This window comes from Amycolatopsis sp. QT-25 (genome assembly GCF_029369745.1).
Lineage (GTDB): Bacteria > Actinomycetota > Actinomycetes > Mycobacteriales > Pseudonocardiaceae > Amycolatopsis.
The window spans coordinates 4,582,167-4,595,533 of record NZ_CP120210.1 but is presented as its reverse complement, the minus strand read 5'-3'; the positions used below and the strand labels follow the sequence as shown (position 1 = coordinate 4,595,533).

13 protein-coding genes are annotated in these 13,367 nt (G+C 68.7%); 9 read left to right on the top strand and 4 right to left on the bottom strand.

Translation table 11 applies throughout. The features are described from left to right. The first annotated feature begins 37 nt into the window (after nucleotides 1–37). From P3102_RS21265 to gcl, 3 genes are read left to right on the top strand one after another with little or no spacing between them, the layout of a single operon-like run. Complete coding sequence (locus P3102_RS21265; protein ID WP_276361136.1) at nucleotides 38–865, top strand: TIM barrel protein; 828 nt, start codon at nucleotides 38–40, stop codon at nucleotides 863–865. Then, nucleotides 862–1,749 carry a 2-hydroxy-3-oxopropionate reductase gene (locus P3102_RS21260; RefSeq protein WP_276361134.1) on the top strand — a complete coding sequence of 296 codons (888 nt, stop codon included), beginning with the start codon at nucleotides 862–864 and terminating at the stop codon, nucleotides 1,747–1,749. Before P3102_RS21265 ends, P3102_RS21260 begins: the two co-directional genes overlap by 4 nt. Before the next feature lie 3 nt (nucleotides 1,750–1,752). Then, on the top strand, nucleotides 1,753–3,447 hold the full coding sequence (gcl, locus tag P3102_RS21255) for a glyoxylate carboligase (protein WP_276361133.1): 1,695 nt from the start codon (nucleotides 1,753–1,755) through the stop codon (nucleotides 3,445–3,447). 48 nt (nucleotides 3,448–3,495) lie between these two features. Here gcl and P3102_RS21250 read toward each other — a convergent pair whose 3' ends face one another. Both P3102_RS21250 and P3102_RS21245 read right to left on the bottom strand, forming a co-directional pair. Continuing rightward, nucleotides 3,496–3,924: a pyridoxamine 5'-phosphate oxidase gene (locus tag P3102_RS21250; RefSeq protein ID WP_276361131.1), complete on the bottom strand. Its 429-nt coding sequence runs from the start codon at nucleotides 3,922–3,924 to the stop codon at nucleotides 3,496–3,498. Nucleotides 3,925–4,056: 132 nt separating this feature from the next. Beyond that, complete coding sequence (locus tag P3102_RS21245; RefSeq protein ID WP_276361130.1) at nucleotides 4,057–5,256, bottom strand: lytic murein transglycosylase; 1,200 nt, start codon at nucleotides 5,254–5,256, stop codon at nucleotides 4,057–4,059. 250 nt (nucleotides 5,257–5,506) lie between these two features. Between P3102_RS21245 and P3102_RS21240 the strand changes: the two genes are divergently transcribed. The 3 genes from P3102_RS21240 to P3102_RS21230 all read left to right on the top strand — a co-directional run bounded on the left by P3102_RS21240 (nucleotide 5,507) and on the right by P3102_RS21230 (nucleotide 7,750). Beyond that, nucleotides 5,507–6,085 (top strand): helix-turn-helix domain-containing protein, encoded by a 579-nt coding sequence (locus P3102_RS21240; RefSeq protein WP_276361128.1) that lies wholly within the window; start codon nucleotides 5,507–5,509, stop codon nucleotides 6,083–6,085. A gap of 97 nt (nucleotides 6,086–6,182) precedes the next feature. After that, the gene (locus tag P3102_RS21235; RefSeq protein WP_276361127.1) at nucleotides 6,183–6,425 is read left to right on the top strand and encodes a hypothetical protein; all 243 of its coding nucleotides are present in this window, start codon (nucleotides 6,183–6,185) and stop codon (nucleotides 6,423–6,425) included. Next, complete coding sequence (locus P3102_RS21230; RefSeq protein ID WP_276361125.1) at nucleotides 6,422–7,750, top strand: prolyl oligopeptidase family serine peptidase; 1,329 nt, start codon at nucleotides 6,422–6,424, stop codon at nucleotides 7,748–7,750. Before P3102_RS21235 ends, P3102_RS21230 begins: the two co-directional genes overlap by 4 nt. A 216-nt stretch (nucleotides 7,751–7,966) precedes the next feature. Here the strand turns inward: P3102_RS21230 and P3102_RS21225 are convergent, their stop codons facing one another. Then, nucleotides 7,967–8,767, bottom strand: a complete 801-nt coding sequence (locus tag P3102_RS21225) for a carbon-nitrogen hydrolase family protein (protein WP_276361123.1) — start codon at nucleotides 8,765–8,767, stop codon at nucleotides 7,967–7,969. Nucleotides 8,768–8,870: 103 nt separating this feature from the next. Here P3102_RS21225 and P3102_RS21220 point away from each other — a divergent pair, with 103 nt between their 5' ends. From P3102_RS21220 to ligD, 3 genes are all read left to right on the top strand, one after another. Beyond that, nucleotides 8,871–9,530 carry a GntR family transcriptional regulator gene (locus P3102_RS21220; RefSeq protein ID WP_276361122.1) on the top strand — a complete coding sequence of 220 codons (660 nt, stop codon included), beginning with the start codon at nucleotides 8,871–8,873 and terminating at the stop codon, nucleotides 9,528–9,530. Between the two features lie 5 nt (nucleotides 9,531–9,535). Beyond that, complete coding sequence (locus P3102_RS21215; RefSeq protein WP_276361120.1) at nucleotides 9,536–9,856, top strand: sporulation protein; 321 nt, start codon at nucleotides 9,536–9,538, stop codon at nucleotides 9,854–9,856. 104 nt (nucleotides 9,857–9,960) lie between these two features. Beyond that, the gene (gene ligD, locus P3102_RS21210) at nucleotides 9,961–10,896 is read left to right on the top strand and encodes a non-homologous end-joining DNA ligase (RefSeq protein WP_276361119.1); all 936 of its coding nucleotides are present in this window, start codon (nucleotides 9,961–9,963) and stop codon (nucleotides 10,894–10,896) included. Nucleotides 10,897–10,916: 20 nt separating this feature from the next. Here ligD and P3102_RS21205 read toward each other — a convergent pair whose 3' ends face one another. Beyond that, on the bottom strand, nucleotides 10,917–13,301 hold the full coding sequence (locus tag P3102_RS21205) for an excinuclease ABC subunit UvrA (protein ID WP_276361117.1): 2,385 nt from the start codon (nucleotides 13,299–13,301) through the stop codon (nucleotides 10,917–10,919). Nucleotides 13,302–13,367: the final 66 nt, after the last annotated feature.

Sequence of the window (13,367 nt, the reverse complement as noted above, 5' to 3'; positions counted from 1 at the left end):
AAGAAAATTTCCGTATAGCGAAATTATAGAGGTTTCGATGGCTGATCTCGCCGGTTCGCGTCACGCGCTGCCCTACGTGCTGAACCTGTCGCTGGTCTTCACCGAGTTGCCGTTGCTTGACCGTGCGGAGGCGGCGCGCGCGGCGGGCTTCACGGCGGTCGAGTTCTGGTGGCCGTTCGAGACGGCGGTGCCGGACGCCGCCGAGGTCGACGCGTTCGTGGCGTCGGTCGGTCGGGCGGGCGTCGCGGTGACCGGGCTGAACTTCTTTCCCGGCGACATGGCGGGTGGCGATCGCGGCCTGGTCACCTGGACCGGGCGCGAGGACGAGTTCGCCCGCGGTATCGCCTCGGCGATCGACCTCGGTGAGCGGCTCGGCTGCCGCCGGTTCAACGCGCTCTACGGCAACCGGATCGACGGCGCGGACCCGGCCGGGCAGGACGAGCTCGGTTTGTCGAATCTCGCGCTCGCGTCGGACGCGGCCGCCCGGATCGACGCGGAGATCGTCCTGGAACCGTTGTCCGGAACGGAAAAGTATCCGCTCAAGACCGCGGACGACGTACTGAAGGTGCTCGACGAACTCGGGCGGGACAACGTGAAGCTGCTGGCCGACCTGTACCACCTGGCGGTCAACGGTGACGACCTCGACACGGTCACGACCGTCCACACCGGACGGATCGGTCATGTGCAGATCGCCGATGCCCCAGGGCGGCACCAGCCGGGGACCGGAACGCTGGACATCGAGGGATACCTGGAAAAGCTGCAGACGGCGGGCTATCGCGGGCAGGTCGGCGTGGAGTACAGCCCCGAGGGGCCGAGCGCGGATTCGTTGTCGTGGCTGCCTTTCGAACGGAGGGGATTGGCATGACCAAGCTGGGATTCATCGGCCTGGGGATCATGGGCGGGCCGATGGCGGGACATCTCGTCGCCGGCGGCCACGAGGTGAGCGGATTCGACACGAACGCCGACGCGCTCGCGAGGCTGGAAGCCGCGGGCGGCCGGGCCGCGAGCGGTGTGCCGGACGCCGTGTCGGGTGCGGAAGTCGTCATCACCATGCTCCCGAACCACCCGCAGGTCGAGGCCGTCGTGCTGGCGGCGGGTGGGGTGCTGGAGTCGGCGAAACCGGGCACCTTGCTGATCGACATGAGCACGATCCGGCCGGAGACCTCCGTCGAGGTGGCCGAGCGGGCGGGCGAACGGGAGCTCCGCATGCTGGACGCGCCCGTTTCCGGTGGCCAGGCGGGCGCCGAACTGGCCGCACTGTCCATCATGGTCGGTGGCGACGACGCGGACTTCGCGGCCGCCCTCCCGATCCTGGAGGCGGTCGGCAAGACGATCGTCCATGTCGGGCCCCACGGTGCGGGGCAGGTCGTCAAGGCGGCGAACCAGCTGGTGGTCGGCGGGACGTACGGCCTGATCGCCGAGGCGATCGTGTTGCTCGAGTCTTCGGGGGTGGACGCCGGTGTCGGGCTGGACGTCCTCGCGGGCGGGCTGGCGGGCAGCCGGATCCTGGACCTCAAGCGGAAGTCCATGGTGGCGAGGGAATTCACGCCGGGCTTCCGGATCGACCTCCACCACAAGGACATGGGCATCGCGCTCGCCGCCGCCAGGCAGGCCGATGTCGCGTTGCCGCTCACCGGGCTGGTCGCCCAGCTCGTCGCCGCCGGACGGGCGATGGGGCACGGCTCGCTCGATCACTCCGCCCTGCTGAAGGTCGTCGAAACGCTGTCCGGCGCGGAAAACAAGGAGTGAGGCATGCCCAGAATCCCCGCCATGCAGGCCGTTGTCGACGTCCTGGTCAGTGAGGGCGTCGACACCGCGTTCGGCTGCCCCGGCGCCGCGATCCTTCCGCTGTACCACGCGATGCAGGGCAGCGGTATCGAGCATTTGATCGTGCGCCACGAAGAGGGCGCGACCCATATGGCCGACGGCTGGGCACGGACCACCGGCAACGTCGGCGTCGCGATCGGCACCTCGGGGCCCGCCGGGACGAACATGATCACCGGGCTCTACACCGCGCAGGCCGACTCGATCCCGATCCTGTGCATCACCGGGCAGGCCGACTCGAGAAAGCTGCACACCGAGGCGTTCCAGGCGGTCGACATCGTCGAGATCGCCAAGCCGGTGACGAAGTGGGCCGTGCAGATCAAGGAGGCGGCTCAGCTGCCGTGGGTGTTCCGGGAAGCGTTCCGGATCGCGCGATCCGGCCGCCCTGGACCGGTGCTGATCGATCTGCCGATCGACGTCCAGCGCCAGGAGATCGAGTGGGACTCCAGCATCGATTCGCCGCTGCCGGTCACGAAGGCGACGCCGTCACCGGCCAGGGTCGAACGAGCGCTGGACCTCCTGCTGGCCGCCGAACGGCCGCTGATCCTCGCGGGCGGCGGGGTGGTGCTCGGCGCCGCGAGCGACCGGCTGCGGACCGCGGCCGAACTGCTCGGCGTCCCGGTCGGTGTGACGTTGATGGGCAAGGGGACCTTCCCCGAGGACCACGAACTCTTCGCCGGCATGGCGGGCATCCAGACCTCGCAGCGCTGGGCGAACGCGGCCTTCCTCGAAGCGGATCTGGTGCTGGCCTTGGGCGCGCGATTCGGCGACCGGCACACCGGTGACTTGGACGTCTACCGAGGGAACCGGAAGTTCATCCACGTCGACATCGAACCGACCCAGCTGGGCAAGGTCTTCGGGCCGGACCTCGGCATCGTGTCGGACACGGGTGCCTTCCTGGACGCGCTGATCGAGGCGGCGTCGGAGCGTGTTCCGGCGCGGGATCGCGCGTGGCCGCGCCGGATCGGCGAACTCAAGGAGAGGCTGCCCCGGCGCGAGGACTTCGAGGACACACCGATCAAGGCACCCCGGGTGTTCAAGGAGATCAACGAGTTCTACGGCGAGGACGCCTACTTCGTCACCGCCATCGGGCTGTACCAGATCTGGTCCGGGCAGTTCCAGCGCGCGCACAAGCCGCGGCACTACCAGGTGTGCGGCCAGGCCGGCCCGCTCGGCTGGGAGATCCCGGCGGCGATCGGTGTCAAGAAGGCGAGACCGGAGGCCGAGGTCGTCGGCGTCGTCGGGGATTACTCGTTCCAGTTCCTGGTGGAGGAACTGGCGGTGGCCGCGCAGTACGACGTCGGGTTCGTGCTGATCATGCTGAACAACGAATACCTCGGGCTCATCCGGCAGGCCGAGACCGGCTACGAGATGAACTTCGAGGTCGACATCCACTACGACAAGATCGGCACGGACAACGTGAAGGTCATGGAGGCCTACGGCTGCTCCGGCACGCGCGTCACCGAGCCGGGGGAGATCCGGGCGTCGCTGGAGTGGGCGCGCGCGGAGGCCGGGCGGACGTCGCGGCCGGTCCTGGTGGAGATCGTGATCGACCGCGAAGGGAACGCCGCGATGGGCAAGGCGCTCGACAGCGTCGTCGAGTTCGAGCCGATCGCGGGCTGAACGACGGTGTCCCGGTACGCCTGAGGCCGCCGGGACACCGTCTCGCGATCAGGCCTTGGACTGGTCGTTGCTCAGCCACTTCTCCGGCCGGACGCGGACCAGCACGGAGTTGTCGTTGAGCGCGCCGTCGACGTACTTCGTGCCTTCATCGCCGGGCAGGTAACGCCGCGCGATCTTCAGCGCCTGCTCCCGAGTCGGCGGCGTGTCGTTCGCGACGACCGGACCCTCGGCCGTCACGTACTTGTACGGCAGCGCCTCCGACTGCGCGACCAGGCTGAGCTTGCCCGCCTTCGTGATCGCCTTGTCCTTGACCGAACCGCGGTCCATCCAGATCAGGAGTTCCCCGCCTGGCTCGTAGTCGTACCAGACCGGTACGGCCAACGGTGCCCGTCCTTCCCGCTCCACGGCCAGGACCCCGATGTGGACCTCGCTCAGAAAGGTTTCCCGTTCCTCGGCGGTCATGACGAATGACGACATCCGTGTCTCGCTTCTCTCGGTTGGTGATCTCTGAGAAGTGGCAACGCGGACCGGGTTCACGACATTCCGGACACCCACACCCGCAAGTGGTCGCCTACTTGCCGAGGGCAAGCAGGCGACCACTCGCGTGGGTCACGGGGTGGGCGAACCGGTGCTGGTCGGGCCCGTCTCGCCGGTGTCCCCGGCCGGGGTGGAAGACGGCGGCGGCGTGGTCGTGGTGCTGGACGGCGGAGGCGTGGAGGACGGAGGCGTCGAAGACGGAGGGGTGCTCGACGGCGGCGTCGACGAGGGAGGCGTCGACGAAGGCGGCGTGCTGCTCGGCTTCGAAGGCGAACTGCTGCTCGGAGGGGTGGTGCTGCTCGGCGGCGGCGTACCGGGCAGCGGGAGCGGCGGTGTGGTGGTACCGGGCGGGGGAGTTCCGGGCAGGGTCGGCACCGGGACCTGGCCGCCCGGCGTGCCGGCGGCGACGTCCTGGGAGTCGGGGGCGCCGACGGGGACCTGACTGTCCGGCATCGTCGCGACGCCACCGCGGTAGGCGACCGCCCAGCGGATCACGGTGTCCACATAGGACAGCGAGTGGTTGTAGCGGTACACGGCCACGCGCTGGGTCTGCTCGGAGGTGAGGTCGACGCCGCCGGAGCAGAGGTAGCGGCCGGAACCGAGTGTCGCGTCGTAGATGTTGTTCGGGTTGGACTCGCCGTCGCCGTTGCCGTCGGAGGCGTAGCCCTTCCACGTCGAGGGGATGAACTGCGTCGGGCCGACGGCGCGGTCCCAGACCGCGTCACCGTCGAACTTGCCGCCGTCGGTGTCCCGGATGGCCGCGAACGGTCCGGCGCCGTTGAGCTGCGGGCCGAGGATCGGTTCGAGGGTGTTGCCCTTCGCGTCGACGTAACCGCCGCGCGCGTGGTTGGACTCGATGCGGCCGATACTCGCGATCAACGCCCAGTCGATGTGACAGCCGGGCAGTTCCTTCGCCAGGATGTCGGCGGCGTTCTTGTACGCTTTCATCATGCTGGCGGGGATGCCGAGCGCGCCCGACGGCGCGAACGAGCCACCGACGTTGCCGGTGCCGCCGGGAACGATCAGCGGATCCGGATTGGGTGGCTGGGGGAGGCTGCCGTCGACGGCGATCCCCGGGACCGTGCCCGCCGGCGGTTGCCAGGCCGCGGCCTGGTTCTGCGGTACGGACGGTTTCGGGGCGGCGATCGGGGTGTCTGGTCCCGCCGACGCGGTGACCGCGGGCAGGACGGCGAGCGCGCCACCGGCGAGCGCGAAAGCCGTCCGGTGCCGGGCGGACAACCTGTCCGTCTGTCGAGGGCGGTGCTTCGGCATGTTCTCTCCCGCTAGGTCGACTTCGGGCAAAACTATCCGATGCAACCGAAATTCGGGGACGACGCAACGAAAAACCCGTGAACCTGCCGAGTTTTCGTCCGCCCGGCACAAGACCTTGGTAGTGAAGTTGTCAATTTCACGCTGAGTTCACGGAAGCGTCAGCAGGATCGTCGGTCGCTCCGCGAGCGTAGTCCGGACCGCGTGCAAAGAATCCTTTGCACAATTTCCTTTGCACGGCTACCTTGGTGGCATGACCGGCCCGCCGCCACCCGAAGAGATCGCCGACGCCGCCGTCCTGAAGGCGGTGATGCACCCGTTGCGCCGCCGGATCATGGAGGCGTTGGGCCGCGGACCCGCGACGGCGACGAAGCTGGCCAAGGAACTGGGGGAAAGTTCGGGCGCGACCAGCTATCACCTGCGAGAACTGGCGAAGTACGACTTCGTCCAGGAGGCGCGTGAACTCGCGCACGGCAAGGAGCGCTGGTGGCGCGCTCGGCAACGTGACATCCGCTGGCCCCGGCACAGCGAGCAGAACGACGAGATGCGCGCGGTGTTCGACGAGGCGCAGCGCGCCGCGTTCACCGAAGACCTCGAGCAGATGGCGCGTTTCCTCGATCGCCGCGGTGAACTGGGCGAATGGGGTGACGCGCTGTTGTTCTCGCGTGGCTCGGTCCACGTGGACCTCGAAGAGCTCAAGCAGTTCTGGGAGGAGTACCTGGACCTGCTGCGCCGCTACTGGCGGCCGGAACCCGGCCCGGGCGCGCGGAAGGTGTTCGTGCGCTGGACGGCGTTCCCGGATCCCGGCGGGGAGGTGCGGGAGGGGCAGTGAAAACCGGTGGGAGAGCGGCCACTCGACCACCGGTGGCGCGTCACCACGCCGGACGGCGTGTCTTCACGAACGACTCCACACGTAAAGGGGGAGCAGCATGCTGCTCTGGAAAAAGGTCGCGGCCGTCGGCGCCGCGCAACCGCCGGACGGGGTGTCCAGGGCGGACGCCACCACCGGCTGCGTCGAATTCGGCACCCCGCACATCGTCGCGAACGATCGGGTGAACCACAGCGACCGGACGGAGCGGTACTCGCGCGACCAGTGGGTCACCGAACGGTACTGCGAGAAGGACATTCTCGCGTCGCCGTCGCTCGAGGTGGCCCGGGTGAGCAGGCGATGATCGCCGTGCTGCTCGCGGCCGCCGTGGCGGTCTCGTCACCGGCACCCGTCACCGCTCCGAACGGCGACGTCTCGTTCACCAGTCACGGCGTCACCCTGCACGGGACAGTGGTCGCGCCGGAGGGGCGCGGGGGTCTCGCACCGGGCATCGTCATGGTGCACGGCTCCGGCGAACACGACCGGGACGACTACCGCGCCGAGGCGGAAGCCTTCGCCGAGGCGGGGATCGCGACCCTGATCTACGACAAGCGGACCGAAGGCTATTCGCTGTTCGAGCGGGACTACGCGGTCCTCGCCGACGACGCGCTCGCCGCGGTGCGGGCGCTGCGCTCGCGGCCGGGTGTGGATCCCGCCCGCGTAGGGGTGTGGGGCCTGAGCGAGGGCGGCTGGGTGGCGCCGCTGGCGGCGTCGAAAGCGAAGGACGTCGCTTTCGCGGTCACGGTCGGCGCGAACGGGGTTTCGCCCGATCGCCAGCAGTCCTGGGCTTTCGAGACCTATCTGCGGCACGGCGGGGTCACCGGTTCGATGGTGGACATGGTGGCGTCGACGAACATGCGCACCCTCGCGGGTGCCGGTTTGTTCCCGGAGGCCGGATACGACCCGGTGCCGGTGCTGGAAAAGGTGCGGCAGCCGGTGCTCGGCCTGTGGGGTGAACTGGATCGGCTCACTCCGCCGGGCGAGGCCGTCCGGATCTTCCGGGAAACCCTGGAACGGGCGGGAAACCGGCAGTACACGCTGAAGGTGCTCCCGAAAGCCCAGCACGGGCTCCGGCGGACCACGGATGGTTTCGACAAGCTCGACGGCTTCGCTCCCGGGTACCTCGACCTCGTCGGAGCCTGGGTGAACGGCGTGCGGAACGAGCCGTCCGCCGATCCGCCGCCTCCGCAGGAGAGACGGAGTGTCGCGCCGGCACCCCTCGCCTGGTACGAGACGCCGTGGCTCCAGGCCGGGGTGTGGGCACTGGCGTTGCTGGCGTTCGCGGCCTACCCGGCGACGGCGTTGTTCCGCCGTCGCAAGGAAGTTCCGCTCGCCGGGCCGGCGCGCTGGCTGGCGTCGACCGGTTTGCTCGCCACAGTGGGATTCCTCGGCTACTACATCACCCTGACCACGGGTGCCGCGATGGCGCCGGGACCGGTCCTTTTCGGACGGACGTTGCCCTGGCTCGCCTTACAGCTGGCCGCGATCGGTGTCGTCGTCGCCGGTGTGGTGACGGGGATTTCGTGGTGGCGGAAGAAGGACCGCGGGGGAGTCCGGGTCGGCATGCTGCTGGCCGGAGCGGTGCTGTTCGTACCGTGGGCGGTCCACTGGGGACTGCTGGTGCCGTGAAACGAAAGCGGTCGTGATCGCCGCGTTCGCTGTCGGAAGTACATGATGGCCCCCTTCCTGTACCTAGGCGCAAGGAAGGAGGCCTCGATGTACCACGCCTCGGAACCGGCCGAGAGCCTGGGTGCCGGGCGGCCACCCGGCACCCAGGCGAAGGGAAGCCACGTCACCACGCCCGAGGGCGTGTCTTCACGAACGGACCTCCGGACCAGAAGATACTCAGGACTTCGGGGTCACGGCGAACCGGCGCAGTTCCAGGGCCGGGTTCTTGGCACGTACCTCGGCGATCCGGTCGGCGGAGAGCTCCCCGGCCGCGGTTCCCGTGCGTTCGCCGAGCGAGGCGACGACGACGCCCATCGGGTCGACGATCATGCTGTGTCCCGAGCCGGTGGGCGCGGCCTGCCCCGCCGCGACGAGGTAGATCGTGTTCTCGATCGCCCGCGCCCGGACCAGCGTGGTCCAGTGGTCCTCCTTGAGCGGGCCGGGCATCCACTCCGCGGGCAGCAAGACCGCGTCCGCGCCGGCGTCGACCAGACGGCGGGTGACTTCCGGAAACCTCAGGTCGTAACAGGTCTGAAGGCCGAACGTGATCCCGTCGACCTCGAATGTCTCCGGGGCTTCGATGTCGCCGGGCCGGACCAGTTCCGATTCGCGGAACCCGAAGGCGTCGTACAGGTGGAGCTTGCGGTAGAGCGCGGCGACCGACCCGTCGGGACCGGCCGCGACGAGGGTGTTCGAGATCCGGTCGCCGCCGGGAAGTGCTTCGTTGAGGCCTGCGACGACGGTGATCTGCCGGTCCTTCGCGAGACCGCGTAGCCCGGTGACGAAGGGGCCGTCGAGTTCTTCGGCCGAGGTCACGAATTCGCGGCTCATCGTCGGTACGGTGAACAGCGAGTACTCGGGCAGCACGACCACTCGCGCGCCACGGTCGGCCGCTTCGCCGACGAGGGAGGAGACGCGCGCGAGGTTGGCCTCTTTGTCGTTGCCGGGCGCGAACTGCGCCACCGCGACGTGCACCATGGAACCCCTTCCAATCAGTGGAAGTCTTGTATACATGATGGATACTTGACTGGTCCAGGTGTAGTCTCGGTCGCGGAAAGTAAGGGTATGGAGGGGGAACGAGATGACTGTGACCGCCGAAGGGGGCGGCCCGGCGCGCGAGCGGGTCTACACGTGGCTGCGCGACGGAATCATCTCGGGCGAGCTGGAAGGTGGCCGGTTCCTCGACGAAATGTGGGTGTCCGGCGTGGTCGGCGTGTCCAGGACGCCGGTGCGCGAGGCGTTCCACCGGCTGGCCGCCGAGCGGTTCATCAGCCTCCTGCCGCGCAAGGGCGCTCAGGTGCGCACGGTCACCGCCAGGGAACTGGAAGAGGTCTACCAGAGCAGGCGGCTGATCGAAGGTCACGCCATCGCGGCACTCTGCGCGAACCGGGCAGGCGCGCCCGCCGAACTGCCCGAACTCATCGAAGCGATGGCGAGCGCCGGCGCCGAAAGCGACTGGTTCGCCGTTTCGGGATTCGACCGCCGATTCCACCGTGCCATCGTGAACGCGGCGGGCAACACCGTCCTGACCGAGCTCTACGACACCCTGCGTTCGCGGCAGCAGCGGGTCACCGTCCGGGCGCTGGAGGCACGCCCGGAACGGTTGACGGTGATCGACGAGGAACACCGGGCGCTGGTCGCCGCCCTGGACGACCACGACGTGAAAGAGGCGGCACGCTTGCTGGAGGAGCATTTGCGGCCGGTGTCCGAAGTGATGTCGGTGCTGCCTCGGGAAGGCTGAACTCGATGGGACTCGAGAAGGTCGTCGGCGTCCTGCGTGACAACCTCACCGTCCGGCGCGTCTACGGCGAGCCCGTGGAGAAGGACGGCGTGGTGATCGTCCCGGCCGCGAACGTCGTCGGTGGCGGAGGCGGCGGGCACGGGACCGAACAAGGCAAGGAGGGTGAGGGCGGTGGTTTCGTCCTCGCCGCGCGACCCGTCGGGGCGTATGTGCTCAAAGGCGGTGACGTGCGCTGGGTCCCGGCGGTGGACGTGACCTTCCTCGGCGCGGTGTTCGCCGTCATGGTCGCGACGATCCACCGGGCCCGGCGCCGTCGATCCCGGTGAGGAGGAGGTCGGGTCCACGCCACGGGCTCCGCGAAAGCTGGGCGGCGAGCCCCGTTCCTGATCGAGCGGACGCGGATCGGCAACTTTCGGGTTAGTTTGCCTGCATGGCGAAAAGCTCGGCGGTGGAAATCGAGGTCGGCGACCGGACGGTGCGCGTCTCCAACCCGGATCGCGTCTACTTCCCCGCGCGGGGCGAGACGAAGCTCGACCTCGTCCGGTACTACCTCGCGGTCGGCGACGGGATCGTACGGGCGCTGCGGGAACGGCCGTGCATGCTGCACCGGTTCCCGTCCGGGGTTTCGGGGGAGAAGGTCCACCAGAAACGAGTGCCGAACGGTGCCCCGGACTGGCTCCGGACCGTCCGCGTCGACTTCCCCTCCGGCAGGCACGCCTACGAACTGTGCGTCACGCATCCCGCCGACGTGATCTGGGCGGTGCAGATGTCGACCGTCGAGTTCCACCCGTGGAACTCCCGCCGCGCCGACACCGAACGCCCGGACGAGTGGCGGATCGACCTCGACCCGATGCCCGACTGCCCGTTCTCGACCGTGCGGAAGGCCGCCCACACCGTCCACGAGATCCTGGCCGAACTCGGCATCACCGGCTGGCCGAAGACCTCCGGCGGCCACGGCCTGCACGTCTACGTCCGGATCGAACCGCGGTGGGGCTTTCAGGACGTTCGCCGGGCGGCGCTCGCCTTCGCCCGCGAGGTGGAGCGTCGGATGCCCGACGAGGTCACCACCACCTGGTGGCGCAAGGACCGGGACCCGGCGAAACTGTTCGTGGACTACAACCAGAACGCCAGGGACCACACCATCGCGAGCGCCTACTCGGTCCGCGGCGTGCCCGAAGCCGTCGTCTCGACCCCGATCAGATGGGACGAGATCGACGACGTCGAGCCGCGCGAGTGCACCATCGCCACCGTGCCCGCGCGCTTCGCCGAACTCGGCGACTTGCACGCGGGCATCGACGACACGGCGTACTCGCTCGACACCCTGCTCGAGTGGGCCGACCGCGACGGTCTCGAACCCGAAGACTAGGAGTCCGGTGAACCGGCGGGTCACGTGCCGACGTACGCCGCCAGGTGCTCGCCGGTGAGCGTCGAAGCGGCCGCGACGAGGTCGGCCGGGGTGCCCTCGAAGACGATCTTGCCGCCGTCGTGGCCGGCGCCCGGGCCGAGGTCGATGATCCAGTCGGCGTGCGCCATGACGGCCTGGTGGTGCTCGATGACGATCACGGACTTGCCCGCGTCGACGAGCCGGTCGAGCAGGCCGAGCAGGTTCTCGACGTCGGCGAGGTGCAGCCCGGTGGTCGGCTCGTCGAGGACGTAGACGCCGCCCTTGTCGCCCATGTGCGTCGCGAGCTTCAGCCGCTGCCGTTCTCCGCCGGAGAGCGTGGTGAGCGGCTGGCCGAGGCTGAGGTAGCCGAGCCCGACGTCGTCGAGCCTGCCGAGGATCGCGTGCGCGGCCGGGATGCGCCCTTCGCCCTCACCGAAGAACTTCACGGCCTCGGACACCGGCATTTCGAGTGCCTCGCCGATGTTCTTGCCACCGAAGGTGTACTCCAGCACCGACGCCTGGAACCGCTTGCCCTCGCACTCCTCGCAAGTGGTCGCGGTACCGGCCATGATGCCGAGGTCGGTGTAGATGACGCCGGCGCCGTTGCAGGTCGGGCAGGCGCCCTCGGAGTTGGCGCTGAACAGCGCCGGTTTCACGCCGTTGGCCTTGGCGAAGGCCTTGCGGATCGGTTCGAGCAGGCCGGTGTAGGTGGCCGGGTTGCTCCGCCGCGAGCCGCGGATGGGTGTCTGGTCGACCGAGACCACGCCTTCGGCGGCGGGGATCGAGCCGTGGATCAGCGAACTCTTGCCGGAGCCCGCGACACCGGTGACGACACAGAGGACACCGAGCGGGACGTCGACGTCCACGTTCCGGAGGTTGTGCCGGTCGGCGCCGCGGATCTCCAGTTTGCCGGTGGGCTCGCGGACGCTGTCCTTGAGCGCCGCCCGGTCGTCGAGGTGCCTGCCGGTGATGGTGTCGCCGGCGCGCAGGCCTTCGACGGTGCCCTCGAAACAGATCGTCCCGCCCGCGGTGCCCGCGCCGGGGCCGAGGTCGACGACGTGGTCGGCGATGGCGATCGTCTCCGGCTTGTGCTCGACGACCAGCACCGTGTTGCCCTTGTCGCGCAGTTGCTTGAGCAGGTTGTTCATCCGCTGGATGTCGTGCGGGTGCAGCCCGATGGTGGGTTCGTCGAAGACGTAGGTGACGTCGGTGAGCGACGAACCGAGATGCCGGATCATCTTCGTGCGTTGCGCCTCACCACCCGAAAGCGTGCCGGACGACCGGTCGAGGGAAAGATAGCCGAGTCCGATGTCGACGAAGGAGTCGAGCGTGTGCTGAAGCTTCTCCAGCAGCGGCGCGACCGACGGTTCCTCGATCCCGCGGACCCAGTCGGCGAGGTCGCTGATCTGCATTTCGCAGGCGTCGGCGATGTTGATCCGGTTGATCTTCGAAGACCGCGCGAGCTCGCTGAGGCGGCTGCCGTCGCATTCGGGACAGACGGCGAACGTGACCGCCCGGTCCACGAAGGTGCGGATATGCGGCTGCATCGCCTCGCGGTCCTTGGCCAGGAACGATTTCTGGATGGTGGGGATCAGCCCCGAGTAGGTCAGGTTGATGCCCTCGATCTTGAGCTTGACCGGCTCCTTGTAGAGCAGATCGTCCAGCTGCCGCTTGGTGTACCTCTTGATCGGCTTGTCGGGGTCGAAGAAGCCGCAGCCGCGGAGGATGCGGCCGTACCAGCCGTCCATGGAGAAGCCGGGGATCGTCAGCGCGTTCTCGTTGAGGGATTTGGTGTCGTCGTACAGGGCGGTGAGGTCGATGTCGTTGACCTTGCCCCGGCCTTCGCAGCGGGCGCACATCCCGCCGGTGATGCTGAACTCGCGGCGCTCCTTCGTGGTCCGTCCGGCCTTCTCGACGGTCACCGCGCCCGCGCCCGAGATCGAGGCGACGTTGAAGGAGAACGCCTGCGGTGAGCCGATATGCGGTTCGCCGATCCGGCTGAAGAGGATGCGCAGCATCGCGTAGGCGTCGGTGGCGGTGCCGACCGTGGAGCGAGGGTCGGAGCCCATCCGCTGCTGGTCGACGATGATCGCGGTGGTCAGGCCGTCGAGCACGTCGACCTCGGGCCTGGCCAGCGTCGGCATGAAGCCCTGCACGAAGGTGCTGTACGTCTCGTTGATCAACCGCTGCGACTCGGCCGCGATCGTGTCGAAGACCAGTGAGCTCTTGCCGGACCCGGAAACCCCGGTGAACACCGTCAGCCGTCGCTTCGGCAGCTCGACGGCGACGTTCTTGAGGTTGTTCTCGTTCGCACCGAGTACCCGGATCAGGTCGTGGCTGTCGGCAGGGTGTTTCTCGGGTGGTTGCGGCTCGGTGGTCTTGCGCATCGTCTCTCCATCCTCGGGTGGGCCGCGAGTACGTTCCGTCAGCCTCACCGGCTCGATCTAACCAGC

Bases quoted from the DNA above. Each gene is read 5' to 3' on its own strand.
- ligD (WP_276361119.1), top strand. From the start codon at position 9,961: ATGGCGAAAAGCTCGGCGGTGGAAATCGAGGTCGGCGACCGGACGGTG.
- P3102_RS21220 (WP_276361122.1), top strand. From the start codon at position 8,871: ATGACTGTGACCGCCGAAGGGGGCGGCCCGGCGCGCGAGCGGGTCTAC.
- P3102_RS21265 (WP_276361136.1), top strand. From the start codon at position 38: ATGGCTGATCTCGCCGGTTCGCGTCACGCGCTGCCCTACGTGCTGAAC.
- P3102_RS21230 (WP_276361125.1), top strand. From the start codon at position 6,422: ATGATCGCCGTGCTGCTCGCGGCCGCCGTGGCGGTCTCGTCACCGGCA.
- P3102_RS21215 (WP_276361120.1), top strand. From the start codon at position 9,536: ATGGGACTCGAGAAGGTCGTCGGCGTCCTGCGTGACAACCTCACCGTC.
- gcl (WP_276361133.1), top strand. From the start codon at position 1,753: ATGCCCAGAATCCCCGCCATGCAGGCCGTTGTCGACGTCCTGGTCAGT.
- P3102_RS21245 (WP_276361130.1), bottom strand. From the start codon at position 5,256: ATGCCGAAGCACCGCCCTCGACAGACGGACAGGTTGTCCGCCCGGCAC.
- P3102_RS21260 (WP_276361134.1), top strand. From the start codon at position 862: ATGACCAAGCTGGGATTCATCGGCCTGGGGATCATGGGCGGGCCGATG.
- P3102_RS21240 (WP_276361128.1), top strand. From the start codon at position 5,507: ATGACCGGCCCGCCGCCACCCGAAGAGATCGCCGACGCCGCCGTCCTG.
- P3102_RS21250 (WP_276361131.1), bottom strand. From the start codon at position 3,924: ATGTCGTCATTCGTCATGACCGCCGAGGAACGGGAAACCTTTCTGAGC.
- P3102_RS21225 (WP_276361123.1), bottom strand. From the start codon at position 8,767: ATGGTGCACGTCGCGGTGGCGCAGTTCGCGCCCGGCAACGACAAAGAG.
- P3102_RS21235 (WP_276361127.1), top strand. From the start codon at position 6,183: ATGCTGCTCTGGAAAAAGGTCGCGGCCGTCGGCGCCGCGCAACCGCCG.
- P3102_RS21205 (WP_276361117.1), bottom strand. From the start codon at position 13,301: ATGCGCAAGACCACCGAGCCGCAACCACCCGAGAAACACCCTGCCGAC.